Source organism: Tabrizicola sp. (assembly GCF_030373185.1).
GTDB lineage: Bacteria > Pseudomonadota > Alphaproteobacteria > Rhodobacterales > Rhodobacteraceae > Tabrizicola.
Window position 1 is genome coordinate 103,987 of the sequence record NZ_JAUCZH010000008.1, and the last position, 13,776, is coordinate 117,762.

Annotated in this window: 16 protein-coding genes; 2 read left to right on the forward strand and 14 right to left on the reverse strand. The window is 64.0% G+C overall.

Going from position 1 to position 13,776, the window contains the following annotated elements; genetic code table 11:
* Window positions 1-24: 24 nt before the first annotated feature.
* From QUV21_RS15660 to QUV21_RS15690, 7 genes are all read right to left on the reverse strand, one after another.
* Window positions 25-993 (reverse strand): ABC transporter permease, encoded by a 969-nt coding sequence (locus tag QUV21_RS15660; RefSeq protein WP_300856190.1) that lies wholly within the window; start codon window positions 991-993, stop codon window positions 25-27.
* Window positions 993-2,093: an ABC transporter permease gene (locus tag QUV21_RS15665; RefSeq protein WP_300856397.1), complete on the reverse strand. Its 1,101-nt coding sequence runs from the start codon at window positions 2,091-2,093 to the stop codon at window positions 993-995. Before QUV21_RS15665 ends, QUV21_RS15660 begins: the two co-directional genes overlap by 1 nt.
* Entirely contained in the window at window positions 2,093-3,637 is a 1,545-nt protein-coding gene (locus tag QUV21_RS15670; RefSeq protein WP_300856191.1) for an ABC transporter ATP-binding protein, read from the reverse strand. The genes QUV21_RS15665 and QUV21_RS15670 overlap by 1 nt, the downstream gene beginning before the upstream one ends.
* 123 nt (window positions 3,638-3,760) lie before the next feature.
* Entirely contained in the window at window positions 3,761-4,753 is a 993-nt protein-coding gene (locus QUV21_RS15675; protein ID WP_300856192.1) for a BMP family ABC transporter substrate-binding protein, read from the reverse strand.
* Window positions 4,754-4,919: 166 nt separating this feature from the next.
* Window positions 4,920-5,360 carry a ribosomal protein S18-alanine N-acetyltransferase gene (rimI, locus tag QUV21_RS15680; protein ID WP_300856193.1) on the reverse strand — a complete coding sequence of 147 codons (441 nt, stop codon included), beginning with the start codon at window positions 5,358-5,360 and terminating at the stop codon, window positions 4,920-4,922.
* Between the two features lie 101 nt (window positions 5,361-5,461).
* Window positions 5,462-6,073, reverse strand: coding sequence for a tRNA (adenosine(37)-N6)-threonylcarbamoyltransferase complex dimerization subunit type 1 TsaB (gene tsaB / locus QUV21_RS15685; RefSeq protein WP_300856195.1), 612 nt, complete (start codon window positions 6,071-6,073; stop codon window positions 5,462-5,464).
* Between the two features lie 17 nt (window positions 6,074-6,090).
* Window positions 6,091-6,654: a NifU family protein gene (locus QUV21_RS15690; protein WP_300856196.1), complete on the reverse strand. Its 564-nt coding sequence runs from the start codon at window positions 6,652-6,654 to the stop codon at window positions 6,091-6,093.
* Between the two features lie 172 nt (window positions 6,655-6,826).
* Here QUV21_RS15690 and QUV21_RS15695 point away from each other — a divergent pair, with 172 nt between their 5' ends.
* Window positions 6,827-7,948 carry a hypothetical protein gene (locus QUV21_RS15695; protein ID WP_300856197.1) on the forward strand — a complete coding sequence of 374 codons (1,122 nt, stop codon included), beginning with the start codon at window positions 6,827-6,829 and terminating at the stop codon, window positions 7,946-7,948.
* A 22-nt stretch (window positions 7,949-7,970) separates the two neighbouring features.
* On the opposite strand, the gene QUV21_RS15700 is transcribed toward QUV21_RS15695, so the two are convergent.
* The 7 genes from QUV21_RS15700 to QUV21_RS15730 all read right to left on the reverse strand — a co-directional run bounded on the left by QUV21_RS15700 (window position 7,971) and on the right by QUV21_RS15730 (window position 13,133).
* A complete protein-coding gene (locus QUV21_RS15700; RefSeq protein ID WP_300856198.1) occupies window positions 7,971-8,126 on the reverse strand; it encodes a hypothetical protein in 156 nt (51 codons plus the stop codon).
* 114 nt (window positions 8,127-8,240) lie between these two features.
* Window positions 8,241-8,609, reverse strand: coding sequence for a diacylglycerol kinase (locus tag QUV21_RS15705; RefSeq protein WP_300856199.1), 369 nt, complete (start codon window positions 8,607-8,609; stop codon window positions 8,241-8,243).
* A 3-nt stretch (window positions 8,610-8,612) separates the two neighbouring features.
* Window positions 8,613-10,259, reverse strand: a complete 1,647-nt coding sequence (locus QUV21_RS15710; RefSeq protein WP_300856201.1) for a phosphoethanolamine--lipid A transferase — start codon at window positions 10,257-10,259, stop codon at window positions 8,613-8,615.
* A gap of 139 nt (window positions 10,260-10,398) precedes the next feature.
* The gene (locus QUV21_RS15715; RefSeq protein ID WP_300856202.1) at window positions 10,399-10,854 is read right to left on the reverse strand and encodes a universal stress protein; all 456 of its coding nucleotides are present in this window, start codon (window positions 10,852-10,854) and stop codon (window positions 10,399-10,401) included.
* 55 nt (window positions 10,855-10,909) lie between these two features.
* Complete coding sequence (locus QUV21_RS15720; protein ID WP_300856203.1) at window positions 10,910-12,220, reverse strand: MATE family efflux transporter; 1,311 nt, start codon at window positions 12,218-12,220, stop codon at window positions 10,910-10,912.
* Window positions 12,217-12,711 carry a PaaI family thioesterase gene (locus tag QUV21_RS15725; protein ID WP_300856204.1) on the reverse strand — a complete coding sequence of 165 codons (495 nt, stop codon included), beginning with the start codon at window positions 12,709-12,711 and terminating at the stop codon, window positions 12,217-12,219. Before QUV21_RS15725 ends, QUV21_RS15720 begins: the two co-directional genes overlap by 4 nt.
* Entirely contained in the window at window positions 12,708-13,133 is a 426-nt protein-coding gene (locus QUV21_RS15730) for a PaaI family thioesterase (protein WP_300856205.1), read from the reverse strand. Before QUV21_RS15730 ends, QUV21_RS15725 begins: the two co-directional genes overlap by 4 nt.
* Window positions 13,134-13,246: 113 nt before the next feature.
* On the opposite strand from QUV21_RS15730, the gene QUV21_RS15735 reads away from it, so the two are divergent.
* Window positions 13,247-13,630 (forward strand): MerR family DNA-binding transcriptional regulator, encoded by a 384-nt coding sequence (locus QUV21_RS15735; protein ID WP_300856206.1) that lies wholly within the window; start codon window positions 13,247-13,249, stop codon window positions 13,628-13,630.
* The last annotated feature ends 146 nt before the right edge of the window (window positions 13,631-13,776 follow it).

The window sequence follows — 13,776 nt, forward strand, 5'->3', positions numbered from 1 at the left end:
CAGAGAGGAAGCTGCAAGTGAAGGTCAGCGTTCCTTCACATAGGGTTCACCCCCGGCGCGGGGCGGGATTGCCTTGCCGACAAAGCCTGCCAGCACCAGCACGGTAAGCAAGTAGGGCAGGGCGTCAAGGAAGGGGACCGGCACCTTGACCTGGATCACCGCCGTCACCACGTCCGGTCGCAGCGCCAGCGCCTGAAAGAAGCCGAACAGCAGGCAGGCCCAAAGCGCCGCCACCGGGCGCCATTTGGCAAAGATCAGGGCGGCCAGCGCGATATAGCCGCGCCCGGCCGTCATGTCCTTGCCAAAGCCTGCTTGCAGCGCCGTGGCCATATAGGCCCCGGCCAGCCCGCACAGGACGCCGGTGATCGCCACGGCAGCAAAGCGCAGGCCGACAACCGACACGCCTGCCGTATCGACTGCCGCCGGGTTTTCGCCCACCGCGCGCAGCCGCAGGCCAAAGCGGGTGCGGTTCAAGACCCACCATGACAGCGGCACCAGCGCCACGGCGGCATAGACCAGAAGGGAGTGGCCCGAGATCACCTCGTAATAAAGCGGGCCGATGATCGGCACATCGCGTAAGCTTTCGGCGAAAGGCAGGGTGACCGGGTTGAACCGCGCATCGCCCGACAGGGGCGGGGTGCGTCCGCCTTGGCCAAACAGACGCTGCGCCACCAGCACCGTCATCCCCGCCGCAAGGAAATTCAGCGCCACGCCGGAGATCAGCTGGTTGCCCCGGAAGGTGATCGAGGCAAGTCCGTGGATCCCGGCAAAGATCAGCGACGCGCCGATCCCGGCCAAGAGGCCAAGCCAGACCGATCCCGACAGGAACGCAACCGCGCCCGAGGCCATTGCGGCGGCAAGCATCTTGCCCTCAAGCCCGATGTCAAAGATGCCGGACCGTTCGGAAAACAGCCCCGCAAGGCAGGCCAGCAAAAGCGGCGTTGCCAGCCGCAGCGTCGAATCGAGGATTTGCAGAAGCGTGTTGTAATCCATCACGCAGCCCCCAGCTTCTGGCTGCGAAACAGACCGAAGGCTCGCGTCAACAGCATCCGCACCATCATGTCCAACGCCCCCGTGAACAAGATCACCAGACCCTGCACCACAATCCGCATTTCAATCGGGATCGAGGTCCAGAGGCCAAGTTCAGCCCCGCCCTGATAGAGAAACCCGAACAGAAGCGCCGCCAGCACCACCCCGATCGGGTGGTTCCGGCCCATGAGCGCCACCGCGATGCCGATGAACCCCGCCCCTTCCGACGAGTTTTGCAGCAAGCGTTCGGCTTCGCCCATCACGTTGTTGATGCTCATCATTCCCGCAAGCCCGCCAGAGATCAGCATGGCGATCATGATGATGAAAACCGGATTGATCCCCGCATAGCGGGCTGCGGGTTCGGATTTGCCGAAGGCGCGGATCTGGTAGCCAAGCCTTGTGCGCCACAGGATCGCCCAGACGACGACAGCCATGGCCAGTGCGATGAACAGCGTTACATTGGCCGGCACCGCTTTCTGGAAGATCAGGTTGATCAGCGGAATCTCGTTCAGCGACGGCAGCTTGGCACCGACCGGAAAGCGGGCGGAGGCCGGGTCCATTTGCCCGGCGGGGCGCAGCACGTCGACCAGAAGATAGACCAGAAGGGCCGCCGCAATGTAGTTGAACATGATCGTGGTGATCACGATATGGCTGCCGCGCTTGGCCTGAAGATAGGCCGGAATCGCCGCCCAGGCTGCGCCGAAGACGGCGGCGCCCATCGTGGCGGCAGCCAGCGCCAAGGTCCAGTGCGGCCAGTCCAGCGACAGGCAGACCAGCGCCACGCCAAGCGCGCCCAACTGCGCCTGCCCCTCGCCGCCGATGTTGAACAGGCCCGCATGAAAGGCCACCGTCACCGCAAGCCCGGTGAAGATGAAACTGGTGGTATAATAAAGCGTGTAGCCCCAGCCGTAGGCAGACCCAAGCGCGCCATCGACCATCACATTGAACGCTTCAGTCGGGCTTTGTCCGATGGCCATCAAGACCAGCGCTGCAATGATCCCGGCCAGTAGCAGCGACACCAGTGGAACAAGGGCCACATCGGCCCAGCGGGGAAGTCGGTCCATCATGCGGCCTCGTCCTTGGCGGCCATCCCGGCCATCATCATCCCCAATTCCCGCTCATCGGTCTTTTCGGGGTCGCGGAAACCCATCAGCTTGCCGTCGAACATGACCGCGATACGGTCGGAAAGGCTCATGATTTCATCCAGTTCGACCGAGACCAGCAGGATCGCCTTGCCCGCGTCGCGCAAGGCCACGATCTGCTTGTGGATAAACTCGATCGCGCCAATGTCGACGCCCCGGGTTGGCTGGCCGATCAGGAGAAGTTCCGGGTTCTGCTCCATCTCGCGGGCAACGACGATCTTCTGCTGGTTGCCGCCCGAGAAGCTTTTCGCCGGAAGCCAGCAATCAGGCGGCCGAACGTCGTATTTCTCCATCTTCTTGCGGGTGTCATCGCGCAAGGCGTCGTTGTCCATGAACAGGCTGTTCTTCTGGTATTCCGGTTCGTTGAAATAGCCAAAGGCCACGTTTTCCCAGGCAGAGAAATCAAGGATCAGGCCGTGGTGGTGCCGGTCTTCCGGCACATGGGCGATACCTGCCGACCGTCGGCTTTGCCCATCGGCACCCTTGCCGGACAGGGGCAGGTCCGCCCCGTTCAGAGTGATCTTCCCCGTGGCGCGGATCATGCCGCCCAAGGCCTCCAGCAGTTGGGTCTGGCCGTTGCCGGACACCCCTGCGATGCCCAGGATTTCGCCCGCGCGGATCTCGAAGCTGACGCCTTTCAGCCGTTCGACCTTGTGCTCGTCGCGGACCCGCAGGTCTTCGACCTTCAGGACAACGGCACCTGGGTTTGCCGGGCCTTTCTCGACCTCCAGCAGAACCTTGCGGCCGACCATCAGTTCGGCCAGTTGTTCGGGGCTGGTCTCGCTGGTCTTCACCGTGGCCACCATGGTGCCGCGCCGCATGACGCTTACGTTATCCGTCGCCTCCATGATCTCGCGCAGCTTGTGGGTGATCAGGATGATCGTCTTGCCCTGATCCTTCAGCCCGCGAAGGATGCGGAACAGATGGTCCGCCTCGGCTGGGGTTAGCACACCGGTGGGCTCATCAAGGATCAGGATATCGGCCTGGCGGTAAAGCGCCTTCAGGATTTCGACCCGCTGCTGGTGGCCAACTGAAAGATCTTCGATCAGGGCGTCGGGGTCCACGTCCAGTTCATAGTCGCGGCTGAGGCCTTCAAGCACTTTGCGCGCTTTGGCCAATGAGGTGTTCAAAAGGGGTCCGTCCTCGGCCCCAAGGATCACGTTTTCCAGCACAGTGAAATTCTGCACCAGCTTGAAATGCTGGAACACCATGCCGATCCCGGCGCGGATCGCACTTTGGCTGTCGGGGATCGCGGTCAGCTTGCCGCCGACGAAGATCTGCCCGGCGTCGGCTTTGTAAAAGCCATAGAGGATCGACATCAGGGTCGATTTGCCCGCGCCGTTTTCGCCGATGATCCCGTGGATCGTGCCGCGCGGCACGGCGATGTTGATATCCTTGTTCGCCTGCACCGGACCGAAGGCCTTGGAAATGCCCTTCAGTTCGATGGCGAGTGTGCTGTCCGCCATGTCGCCCCCCTGACGCCCCACCGCTGTACCCTGACCGCCGCGTGTTCCCGCAGCCTGTGGCCCGCCTGCAAATATGCCGCGCCAAGGGATTGGCGCGGCACCTTTTCGTTACGCGTCAGCGGCTCAGAATTCGGCCGCCGGGCAGGTGTTGTCGGACATGTAGTCATGCACGACCAACTCACCCGACTTGATTTTTTCGGCGGCAGCATCGACAGCGGCCTGCATTTCGGCAGTCACCAGCGCGGCGTTGTTTTCATCCATCGCGTAGCCCACGCCTTCGGACTTCAGGTCCAGCACGTTGAAACCGGTGGACATTTCGGTGCCTTCCGAGAATGCGTTGTAGACGGCCACGTCCACCCGCTTCAGCATCGAGGTCAGAACCTTGCCGGGGTGCATGCCGTTCTGGTTGCTGTCGACGCCGATCGACAGGATGCCCTCATCCGCCGCCGCTTGCAGCACGCCCACGCCGGTGCCGCCCGCCGCTGCGTAGATCACGTCCGCGCCTTGCGCCTTCTGGCCTTTGGCCAGTTCTGCCCCCTTGACCGGGTCGTTCCACGCCGCCGGCGTGGTGCCGGTCATGTTCAGAACGACCTTGGCATCCGGGTTTGCTGCAACGACGCCTTGCGCATAGCCGCAGCCGAAGCGGCGGATCAGCGGGATGTCCATGCCGCCGATGAAGCCGACGGTACCGGTCTTCGAGGCAAGCCCGGCCATCATGCCGACAAGGTAGGAGCCTTCATGCTCGGTGAACACGATCGATTTCACGTTCGGCTGATCGACGACCATGTCGATGATCGCGAACTTGGTATCCGGGAAATCCGGGGCGACGGTGTTCAGCACGTCACCGAAGGCAAAGCCGGTCATGACAACCGGGTTCGCGCCGGATTCAGCCAGACGGCGGAGCGCCTGCTCGCGCTGGGCTTCCGACTGCATCTCCAGTTCCTTGTAGGTGCCGCCGGTTTCCTTGGCCCATTTCTCGGCGCCGTTGAAGGCGGCCTCGTTGAAGGATTTGTCGAACTTGCCACCCAGATCGAAGATGATCGCAGGCTCCGCCAGCGCAGCGCCAGCGGTCAGGGCCATGGCAGTGGCGCCCATAAGGGATTTCATGAAGGTCATCGGATGCTCCCGGTCGGTTGTTGTTATCCGTCATGCCAGCTTGCACCGCGAAGCGCCCCGGACAGGGGCGAGAGTCGGCACTGGCACTCAAATTGAAGTTGGGGGCAGTCCTTCCGGGCGGTCAAGGGATATTCGCCGCAGAAGCCACGAAATTCTGACCGTCCGGTCAGGTTGAGGGCGGTGCTGCCCCATCCGCCAGCACCCGCCGCATCACCAGAGCATCGATCGGATGTCCCCCGGGCGACCGGTAATAGCCGCGCCTGCGCCCGGATTCCGTGAAACCTGCCTTGGAATAGACCGCACGGGCAGGGGCATTGTCTTCCGCCACTTCCAGAAACGCGACTTCCGCCCCGCGCAGCCGCGCCTGATAAAGAAAGCGTGACACAAGCCGCTGTCCCAGCCCGCGCCCGCGCGCTTCGGGCGCAACGGCAACCGTCAGCAACTCGGCTTCACCCGCGACCGCCCGGCCAAGGAGGAAGCCCGCGTCGCCTTCGAGCAGCAGGAAGGCCAAGGGATCGACCAGCCAGCCTGAAAACTCCTCGGCGCTCCACGGGCGGGGCGTGGTGAAGGCGCGGGCATGCAGGGCGGCGAGTGCCTCAGGCGTCACAGCCAGCCCCCGGATTTCTCTTCTCCAAATATCCCGGGGGAGGCGCACGGAACGGGCGACGGGGGCAGCGCCCCGTCTGGCGCAGCGGGTATCCCGAGGCATCAGGCATCCAGAATCACCGGTGGCGGATCGGAGGGCGGCGCCGCGTCGGCCCCGCGCAGGTAGAACGGGGCGGGTTGCGGTTGGGGCTGGCTGGCCCGAGTTGCCCCGATCCGGGCAATCGCCTCGGCCAGAGGCATTGCGGGCGGCATGGCAGCCGGCCCCGCAGCCGATCCGGTAACTTGACCCACCAGCGCCACCTCGGCCAGTGGCAAAAGCCGGGCCGGACCAGCGCCTTTGTCGGTGAACGCCTGTACATAGGCCTCACCCCGGCGGGCATCTTCGACAACCGTTACAGGGCGAGGCAGCCCGTGGGCCAGCGCCTCCAGCCGGGTCACGCCGACCGCAGGGAGGCCAAGGCCAAGCGCCAGCCCTCGGGCGGCGGCCACCGCGATCCGCACGCCGGTGAAATTTCCCGGCCCGGTCCCCACGGCCAAGGCCTTCAGGTCTGCCCAGCCAATCCCGCCTTCGGCCAGCACGTCTTCCAAGAGGGGCATCAACCGTTCGGCCTGACCCTTGTCCATTGCTTCGTGGCGCAGGATCACCCGGTCCGGCAACAGCAAAGCGGCCGCGCAATGCGCGGCCGATGTGTCAAAAGCCAGAAGCGGCAGCATGGCCTCAGTCCGCCCTGTCAGGCCGCAACCGGACGCACTTCCAGCACTTCCGGGATGTAATGCCGCAGAAGGTTCTCGATCCCCATCTTCAGCGTCAGGGTCGAGGACGGGCAACCCGCGCAGGCGCCCTGCATGTGCAGGTAGACGACGCCGCGGTCAAAGCCGTGGAAGGTAATGTCGCCGCCATCCTGAGCCACTGCCGGGCGGACGCGGGTATCCAGCAATTCCTTGATCTGGCGCACGATATCGCCATCCTCGCCGGTATGCTCGGCATGGCCACCGCCTGCCGTCGCATCGCCTTCCATCACCGCCGCGCCGGACTGGTAGTGTTCCATGATCGCGCCAAGGATGGTCGGCTTGATGTGCTGCCACTCCACCGCTTCGGCCTTGGTGACGGTCACGAAATCGGTGCCGAAGAATACACCCGTCACACCGTCAGCAGCAAAGATCCGCCGCGCCAGCGGGGATTTTGCCGCCGCGTCCGCATTCGGGAAATCGGCGGTGCCAAGTTCCAGCACCGTCTGGCCGGGAAGGAACTTCAGCGTGGCCGGGTTCGGGGTGGATTCGGTCTGGATGAACATGAGCTATCTCCGACTGTTCCTATCGGATATGCGCCTGCACCTGGCGTGTGTCAAGATGTGCAACCCCTGCTGTCGGTAGCAGGCTGGGCGGCTCACCACTTGCGCAGGGCGCTTTTGGTTGAACCACCCCCCGGTGCCACCCATGTCAGAAAGGCAATGAATGAGGTGAAAAATGCTTTACGTCGATATTCCCACCGCGCCGGAGTTTCAGAGACTTGTCGCCGCACGGGGCGAGGCTTCGGTTTCGTTCTACCTGCGCACCACGCCCGAAACCCAGAATATCGGCACCGCCAGAATCGAGCTTGGCAACCTTCTGAAGCAGGCCGTCGCCCAGCTTGAGGCGGTCGGAACCGAAAAGCGCACCATCTGGCCGATCGAGGAACAGGTGGGCGATCTTCTGGACGACGATGATTTCTGGAAATTTCAGGCCAATTCGTTGGCCGTTTTCGTCACCCCTGATGCCTTGCGGTCTTTCCGGCTGCCCAACCACCTGACCGACATGGTGCAGGTTTCCGACCGTTTCCACATCAAGCCGCTGTTGCGTGCCGTTTCGGTGCAGCAGCACGCTTTCGTGCTGGCGTTGGCGGAAAACGAGGTGCGTCTGATCGAGGTTTTCGCAGACCTTCCCGCGCAAGAGGTGAAGGTGGCGGACATGCCGAAGGATGCGGCCTCGGCCGCTGGTACCGCCAATGTGAACTCGCGCAGCTATGCCCAGCGCAAGGGTGGTGCCGAAGGGCAGAACGTCCTTCTCCGCGCCTTTTGCCGAAAGGTGGACGCGGCGCTGCGACCGGTTCTATCGGGCCGGTCCGAGCCGCTGATCCTTGCCGCAGCTGACCCGCTGTTGGGGATGTTCCGGTCGGTGTCCAGTCATGACCATCTTGCCGCCAAAGGCATCAAGACCAGCCCGGTGCGCAAATCCGCCGCCGATCTGGCGCAAGATGCCCGTCCGATCCTTGATGCGCTGCATGGCCAGACCCTCGCCCAGTTCCACGACCTTTTCGCCGCCCGCGAAAGCGAAGGCCGCGCGTCCACCCAAGTGGCCCGCGCCGCTCGCGCCGCCACTTTCGGCGCGGTGGACACCCTTCTGGTCGATATTGATCAGGTCGTCCCCGGCAGGGTGGATGAGACCACCGGCGTAGCGACCTTCGACAAGGAAGAAAGCGCCGTCAGCTACGGTGTGGTTGACGAAATCGCCGGGCGGGTGCTGGCCTCGGGTGGCCGGGTTCTGGCCGTCCGGCGTGAGGATATCCCGCAAGGCGCCTCGCTTGCGGCTATCCTGCGTTGGGCGGTCTGAAATGTGGTGCTCGTGGCCGGGCTCAGCCCCGGTCAGACCCCCAATAGGCATACATCTGCTCCAGCGCATTCAACGGGCGCAGCGGTTGCACCAACGGCAGCAGACCCTCTGCGGTGAAATAGGCTGGCGAAGCCGGTAGCACCTTTGCGCCGTGGATCGGGAAATGGTGAACCGTCATGGTCAGGCCCTTTCTTGAACGCCCCCCCTACCGTTCAAGATGGGCCTTGTCGGAAGATACGCCAGCTACATTCCCGCATTACGGCAATGCAGGTGCCGCATGGCCAGCCACCGGCTACCAGATCAGGACTGCCGCCGCATATAGCACGACCACCCCGATCACGCAGGCCACGGCCAGCGACCCAAGGTCTTTGGCGTCCTTGGCCCAAGGCGACCAGCCGGGAGAGAGATGGTCAACCAACACCTCGATCGCCGTATTCAGCGCCTCGACGGCGATCAGCACCAACCCCAGCGCCAGCAGACCAACGATCTCCGCCCCTGACGCCCCCAGCGCCACGAAAACCACCGTCAGCCCGCCAATCAGCGCCACTTCCTGCCGCAGGGCCGCTTCGCGCCACAGGCGGCGCAGCCCGGCCAGCGAATAGGTCGCCGCTGCGAAGAAATGAGCGATCCCGGTCGTGCGGGCTGGTTTCCGGGGCTCCAAGGCTCAACTCGCCTTCGTGCGGCAGTCGGCGGCCAGATCAAGCGCCTCATTCTCGGCACCGGTCACCACGTCAAGCATGTCGATCACCGTCGAGAACATGTTGTCATGAGTCACTTCGTTCTCCAGCCGGTTGGCCATGCAGGCCCTGTCCAAACCCAGTGTGGCACGGAAGCGGTCTGACATCCAGACCACCATCGGCACGTGAGTCTGTGCCTTTGGGGCCATGAACCAAGGGGTGCCATGCAGGTAGATGCCGCCTTCGCCCAGACTTTCGCCATGGTCGGACATGTAATACATCGCCGGGATAACCCGGTCTTCCGCCGCCAGAACGTCGATCACCTGCGCAAGGAAATGATCGGTGTAGGCGATGGTATTGTCATAGGCGTTCACGATCTCATCGGTTGAACAGTCCGTCAGTTCCGGCGTCTTGCAGGCGGGCGAGAAGATTTCACGCTCTGCCGGATAGCGCAGCCAATAGCTTGGCCCGTGGCTGCCGATCTGGTGCAGCACGATCACGGTGTTTTCGGCGATCGTTGCGGCCTTTTCCTGCAAGGGCTTGAGAAACACCCCGTCAATGCATTCCGGCTGGCAGAACTCGGCCCCGTCTTCTGCGGTCATGAACCGCACCGGCACCCGGGCGGCCACATCCTTGTCGCCAGTGTTGTTGTCCCACCATTCCACCTTGAACCCGGCATGGACCAGCACATCCAGCAGGTTTTCATGGCTCAGCCCGCCCTCGTAGGAATAGTCGTCCCGCGTCAGCGGCGAAAACATGCATGGCAGCGAGGTTGCCGTGGCCGTGCCGCAACTGGTGGCGTTCCGGAAATACAGGATGTCACGCGTGGCCAGTTCCGGGTTCGTCCCGCGCGCATAGCCGCCAAGCGACCAGTTCGCCGCCCGCGCGGTTTCACCCGCCACGATCACCATCAGCACCGGCTTTTCCACCGCCGCCAGAAAGCGGCCGGGGCGGGCGTCGGTTCCGGTCGGCTGCACCACGATTTGCGATGATTTCAGCATCATCCTGGCATAGCGCAGCGCGCCGCCGAGCGGGGCAAGGGGCTGGACGGCCCCCATCAGTTCCTTGTCAGCCCGCAGCACCGTGGCGTAGCTTTTCATGTTGGTGAACAACAGTCCGACCATCAGCGCCGCCGCCCCCGCAGTCACCAGCGTCCAAGCGCCAAGCGCCCGCCAGACCGTCCGCCGCCGCACCTTGACCCACAGCACCAGCCCCGCCGGAACCAGCCCGTAAACTGCGACATGGGCAATGAATTGCGGCGTGATCAGGTGCTTTGATTCCGCCATCGTCGTTGTCACCGCGTTCTGGATCATCTCGCGGTCGATCACCACGCCCATCCGGTCCATGTAGAAAGACGAGACCGCCGCAATCACGATCAACGCCGCCAGCACCGGCTTTTGCCCACGCCGTATCGCGATGAGCGCGACCACCAGAAGCATGAGGCACCAGACCGCGCCGGCAAAGACCCAGGCGGCGACGGGCTGACCGGCGAAGATGCGAAAAAGATGCCCCCAGAACGTCGTATTGCACAAAGCCAGCAGATACGTGGCAACCAGCGCGTTCAGAAGCAAAGGGCCAATCTCCGGGCGGTCGCCCGAAAGGCGGCCCGAAATCGGGTCAGGCATTGATGGCATTTGAAAAAGGTTCCTTCAGGATACCCCCAGCTAGGCTTTCAGCAGTCTGATCCGCAATATTCAGCCGCTTATTGCCCGTAAGCACCCGCTTATAGCCAGTCGGTCACCCCCGGTTTTGCAGGCCCTGTCTGGCGGTCGATCAGGTGATCGCCTCAAGCCGTTCCTTCGCCATGTCGCCTGGAACGATGGTAATCGGGATCGGCAGGTTGCCAGAGTTCCGGCTCATCGCGTTGACAAGTGGGCCGGGGCCGGACTTCTCGGTTCCGGCGCCAAGGACAAGGACGCCGATCTCAGGATCATCCTTCACCTGTGCCAGAATTTCATTCACCGGGTCGCCCTCGCGGATTACCAGTTCCGGGTTCACGCCCTGCTTGTCCCGCATCCATTTGGCGAAAACCTCGAAATGCGCCTCGATCCGTTCGCGGGCCTCGGCGCGCATCAGGTCTGCGACGCCCATCCAGTGCTGGTATTCCTCGGGCGGGATGATTGACAGGATCGTCACCCCCGCCCCGGTATGGGCTGCCCGAAGTGCTGCAAAGCGCATCGCGTTCAGGCATTCGCGGCTGTCGTCCAGCACGACCAGAAACTTGCGCATGTCTCTCCCCTTTTGGCCGACGGATCATTGCCCGGCAGGGCATGGGATGGCAAGCCTAGGCTTGTGCCGCCAAGGCCAGAACCTTTGGATGGCGGCGCCAAAGGGTGAAGGTCCGCACCCCGTTCAACACCATGAGCCCCGCCCAAAGCCCGTGATTGCCGCCCAACGGCACCAGAACCGCCAAGGCCACCGCATAGACGGCCACCGACAGCAGCATCGCCCGCAGCATGTCGCCCGTCAGCATCGCACCGATGAAGATACCGTCATAGATCCACGCCGCCACACCGATAAGGGGGGCCGCCACAAGCCACGGCAGATAGGCCCGCGCGGCCTCGCGCACTTCGGGCGAGGTGGTCATCAGGTCGATGATCGCAGGCCCGGTCAGCGCAAAGACCAGCGCCAGCCCTGCCGCCCCGCCGATCCCCCATTGCATGCAGACGCGCGCGGCGGCCCGGGTCTGGCCCCTGGCCTTGGCCCCGATGGCCTGCCCCACCAGCGCCTCGGCGGCAAAGGCAAAGCCGTCCAGCGCGAAGGCGGTGATTTCCAGAAACTGCATCAGCACCTGATTGGCGGCCAGGGTCACATCACCGAACCGCGCGCCCAGAAAGACGAAGCTGGTAAAGGAAAGCTGCAAAAGCACGGTGCGGCCCATGATGTCGCGGCTGGCGGTGAACATCCGGCGGATCGCCAGCCGGTTTCCCAACCGCTCCAGCCCGGAGCGCAAAGCAGGGCCGAAAGCATCGCGCGCCAGCCACAGGGCCAGCAAAAGCCCGGTCCATTCCGCGATCAGCGTGGCATAGGCCACCCCCGGCACGCCCCAGCCAAGGCCAAGGACGAACCAGACATCCAGCCCGATGTTCAGCCCGTTCTGCCACAGTTGCAGGATCAGCACGCCCCGCGTCCGTTCCAGCCCGACCAGCCACCCGGTCAGCGCATAAAGTGCGACGGTCGCAGGGGCGCCCCAGATGCGGATCGCCAGATAGTCAGCGGCCAGCCCTTCAACCTGCGGGCTGGCCGGGGCCAGCCAGAACGCCCCGGCAAAAAGCCCAACCTGAGCCGCGACCAGCGCCAGCCCGGCCACCCCGCCAATGATCAGCGCGCGAAACAGCACCGCCGATCGCTCGGCCATGTCGCCCGCACCTTGTGCCTGCGCGGCAAGGCCCGAGGTGGACATGCGCAAGAACCCGAAGGCCCAGTAAAGCGTGGCAAGGATCACCGCGCCGATCCCTACCGCTCCAAGGCTGGCCGGATCACCCAGCTGGCCGATGACAGCGGTGTCCACAGCCCCAAGCAAAGGCACCGTGGCATTGGCAAGCACGATCGGCCCCGCGATGCGCAGAACCCGGCCATGGGTAATGTCTGTCATCCCTCGACGCCGTTTTCCGGCATCAGGAAATGTCCGGTCGCTTGCGCGAACAGACGGCTGCGGTTGTCTTGCCACGCCTCGACATGCACCGATGCATAGCGCCGCCCCGACCGATTGACCCGCGCCCGGGCATAGGCATCCCGCGGCAGCCCGGCGCGCAGATAATCTACCGTGAAGTCAATGGTCTTGGGCAGCCGCAACGGCCCCTCCGGCAGGGCGCCTTCTGCTTCCACCCCGTCCCACAGCGCGCTCCACGACAGCTCGATGATCGCCGCCACCTCGAGGAAGGCCGCAGTTGCCCCGCCATGCAGCGCGGGCAACACCGGGTTGCCGATCAGGCTGTCATGATAGGGCAGAATGGCCGTCAGCTCGTCTCCCCTGCGGTCAAACCGGATGCCCAGAAAGCCGATATAGGGAACAGCATTGACCAGGGACCGGAGCAGCCCCTCGCGCCGCTCCTTGATGACGTGAACAGGTTCCGGCCGCTTCATCCTGCCCTCCTGTCCACAGTGAAGGCCCCGGTTGCCATGGCGACCGGGCGGCTCTCGTCATCATCCATCGCCACCGCGCGGACAAAGGCCACGCTGCGGGTGACATGGTGACATTCTGCCCGGGCGCGGATCGTCTGGCCGGGGGTGGCCGGGCGCATGTAGTCGATGCGCAAATCCAGCGTGGCGGTGGAAATCCCGGCTTCGGGGTGGCTCATCACCGCCGCCCCTGCCGCCGTGTCCATCAAGGCGCTGACCGCCCCGCCATGGATCACCCCCGTCGCCGGATCACCGATGAACCGCACGTCATAGGGCATGGAGATCACCGCCACGCCCGCGCTGATGTCGTCCAGTTGCATCCCCAGCGCCTGACTGTGCGGCAGGGCGGTGATGAACTGGCGGGCGGTGGTCAGGGTGTCGGGCATGTGGCCTCCGGGATCATTGGCATCAAATCTCTGGACCGGACGAAGCGCAAGGCCCCGCAACCGTTGCGCGAACCCGGCACCCCGCGCTAGGCTTCCGCCCGGGAGGACTGCGCATGACCGAGACCCGGCTCAGCTTCAAGGAAATGTGCGTCAAATTCGACGTGACCCCGCGCACCTTGCGCTACTACGAATACATCGAACTTATCGCCCCCGAAAAGGAAGGCCGCGCCCGGTTCTACGGCCCGCGTGAAGTGGCGCGGATGAAGCTGATCTTGCGCGGGCGGCGCTTTGGCTTCAGCCTTGAAGAGATCCGCCAGTGGCTGCTGATCTACGGCAAGAAGGGCGAACGCCCGCAGTTGGAAGACTGGCTGCGGCTGGCCGACCGGCAGCTGCAGGAACTGGACCGCCAGCGCGCGGAACTGGAAGCAAGCATCGCCGACTTGCGCGCCTTGCGGGAAACGGCGGCCGGTGAACTGGAAAAGCTCCCCGAAGCCTGATCTTCCCCGGCGTCGGTTCCGGGCCACAGCGTTGACTTCACGTCAGCCAGGGTCATGACGTGACGTTACGCTGACGTTAACGTCAACTGCTCTGGTATTGTTACCCTGCGCTGCGCAACTCTGTGTCAGATGCACCCCTGACGAGT

Bases quoted from the DNA above. Each gene is read 5' to 3' on its own strand.
- QUV21_RS15660 (WP_300856190.1), bottom strand. From the start codon at position 993: ATGGATTACAACACGCTTCTGCAAATCCTCGATTCGACGCTGCGGCTG.
- QUV21_RS15665 (WP_300856397.1), bottom strand. From the start codon at position 2,093: ATGGACCGACTTCCCCGCTGGGCCGATGTGGCCCTTGTTCCACTGGTG.
- QUV21_RS15670 (WP_300856191.1), bottom strand. From the start codon at position 3,637: ATGGCGGACAGCACACTCGCCATCGAACTGAAGGGCATTTCCAAGGCC.
- QUV21_RS15675 (WP_300856192.1), bottom strand. From the start codon at position 4,753: ATGACCTTCATGAAATCCCTTATGGGCGCCACTGCCATGGCCCTGACC.
- tsaB (WP_300856195.1), bottom strand. From the start codon at position 6,073: ATGCTGCCGCTTCTGGCTTTTGACACATCGGCCGCGCATTGCGCGGCC.
- QUV21_RS15690 (WP_300856196.1), bottom strand. From the start codon at position 6,654: ATGTTCATCCAGACCGAATCCACCCCGAACCCGGCCACGCTGAAGTTC.
- QUV21_RS15695 (WP_300856197.1), top strand. From the start codon at position 6,827: ATGCTTTACGTCGATATTCCCACCGCGCCGGAGTTTCAGAGACTTGTC.
- QUV21_RS15700 (WP_300856198.1), bottom strand. From the start codon at position 8,126: ATGACGGTTCACCATTTCCCGATCCACGGCGCAAAGGTGCTACCGGCT.
- QUV21_RS15710 (WP_300856201.1), bottom strand. From the start codon at position 10,259: ATGCCATCAATGCCTGACCCGATTTCGGGCCGCCTTTCGGGCGACCGC.
- QUV21_RS15715 (WP_300856202.1), bottom strand. From the start codon at position 10,854: ATGCGCAAGTTTCTGGTCGTGCTGGACGACAGCCGCGAATGCCTGAAC.
- QUV21_RS15720 (WP_300856203.1), bottom strand. From the start codon at position 12,220: ATGACAGACATTACCCATGGCCGGGTTCTGCGCATCGCGGGGCCGATC.
- QUV21_RS15725 (WP_300856204.1), bottom strand. From the start codon at position 12,711: ATGAAGCGGCCGGAACCTGTTCACGTCATCAAGGAGCGGCGCGAGGGG.
- QUV21_RS15730 (WP_300856205.1), bottom strand. From the start codon at position 13,133: ATGCCCGACACCCTGACCACCGCCCGCCAGTTCATCACCGCCCTGCCG.
- QUV21_RS15735 (WP_300856206.1), top strand. From the start codon at position 13,247: ATGACCGAGACCCGGCTCAGCTTCAAGGAAATGTGCGTCAAATTCGAC.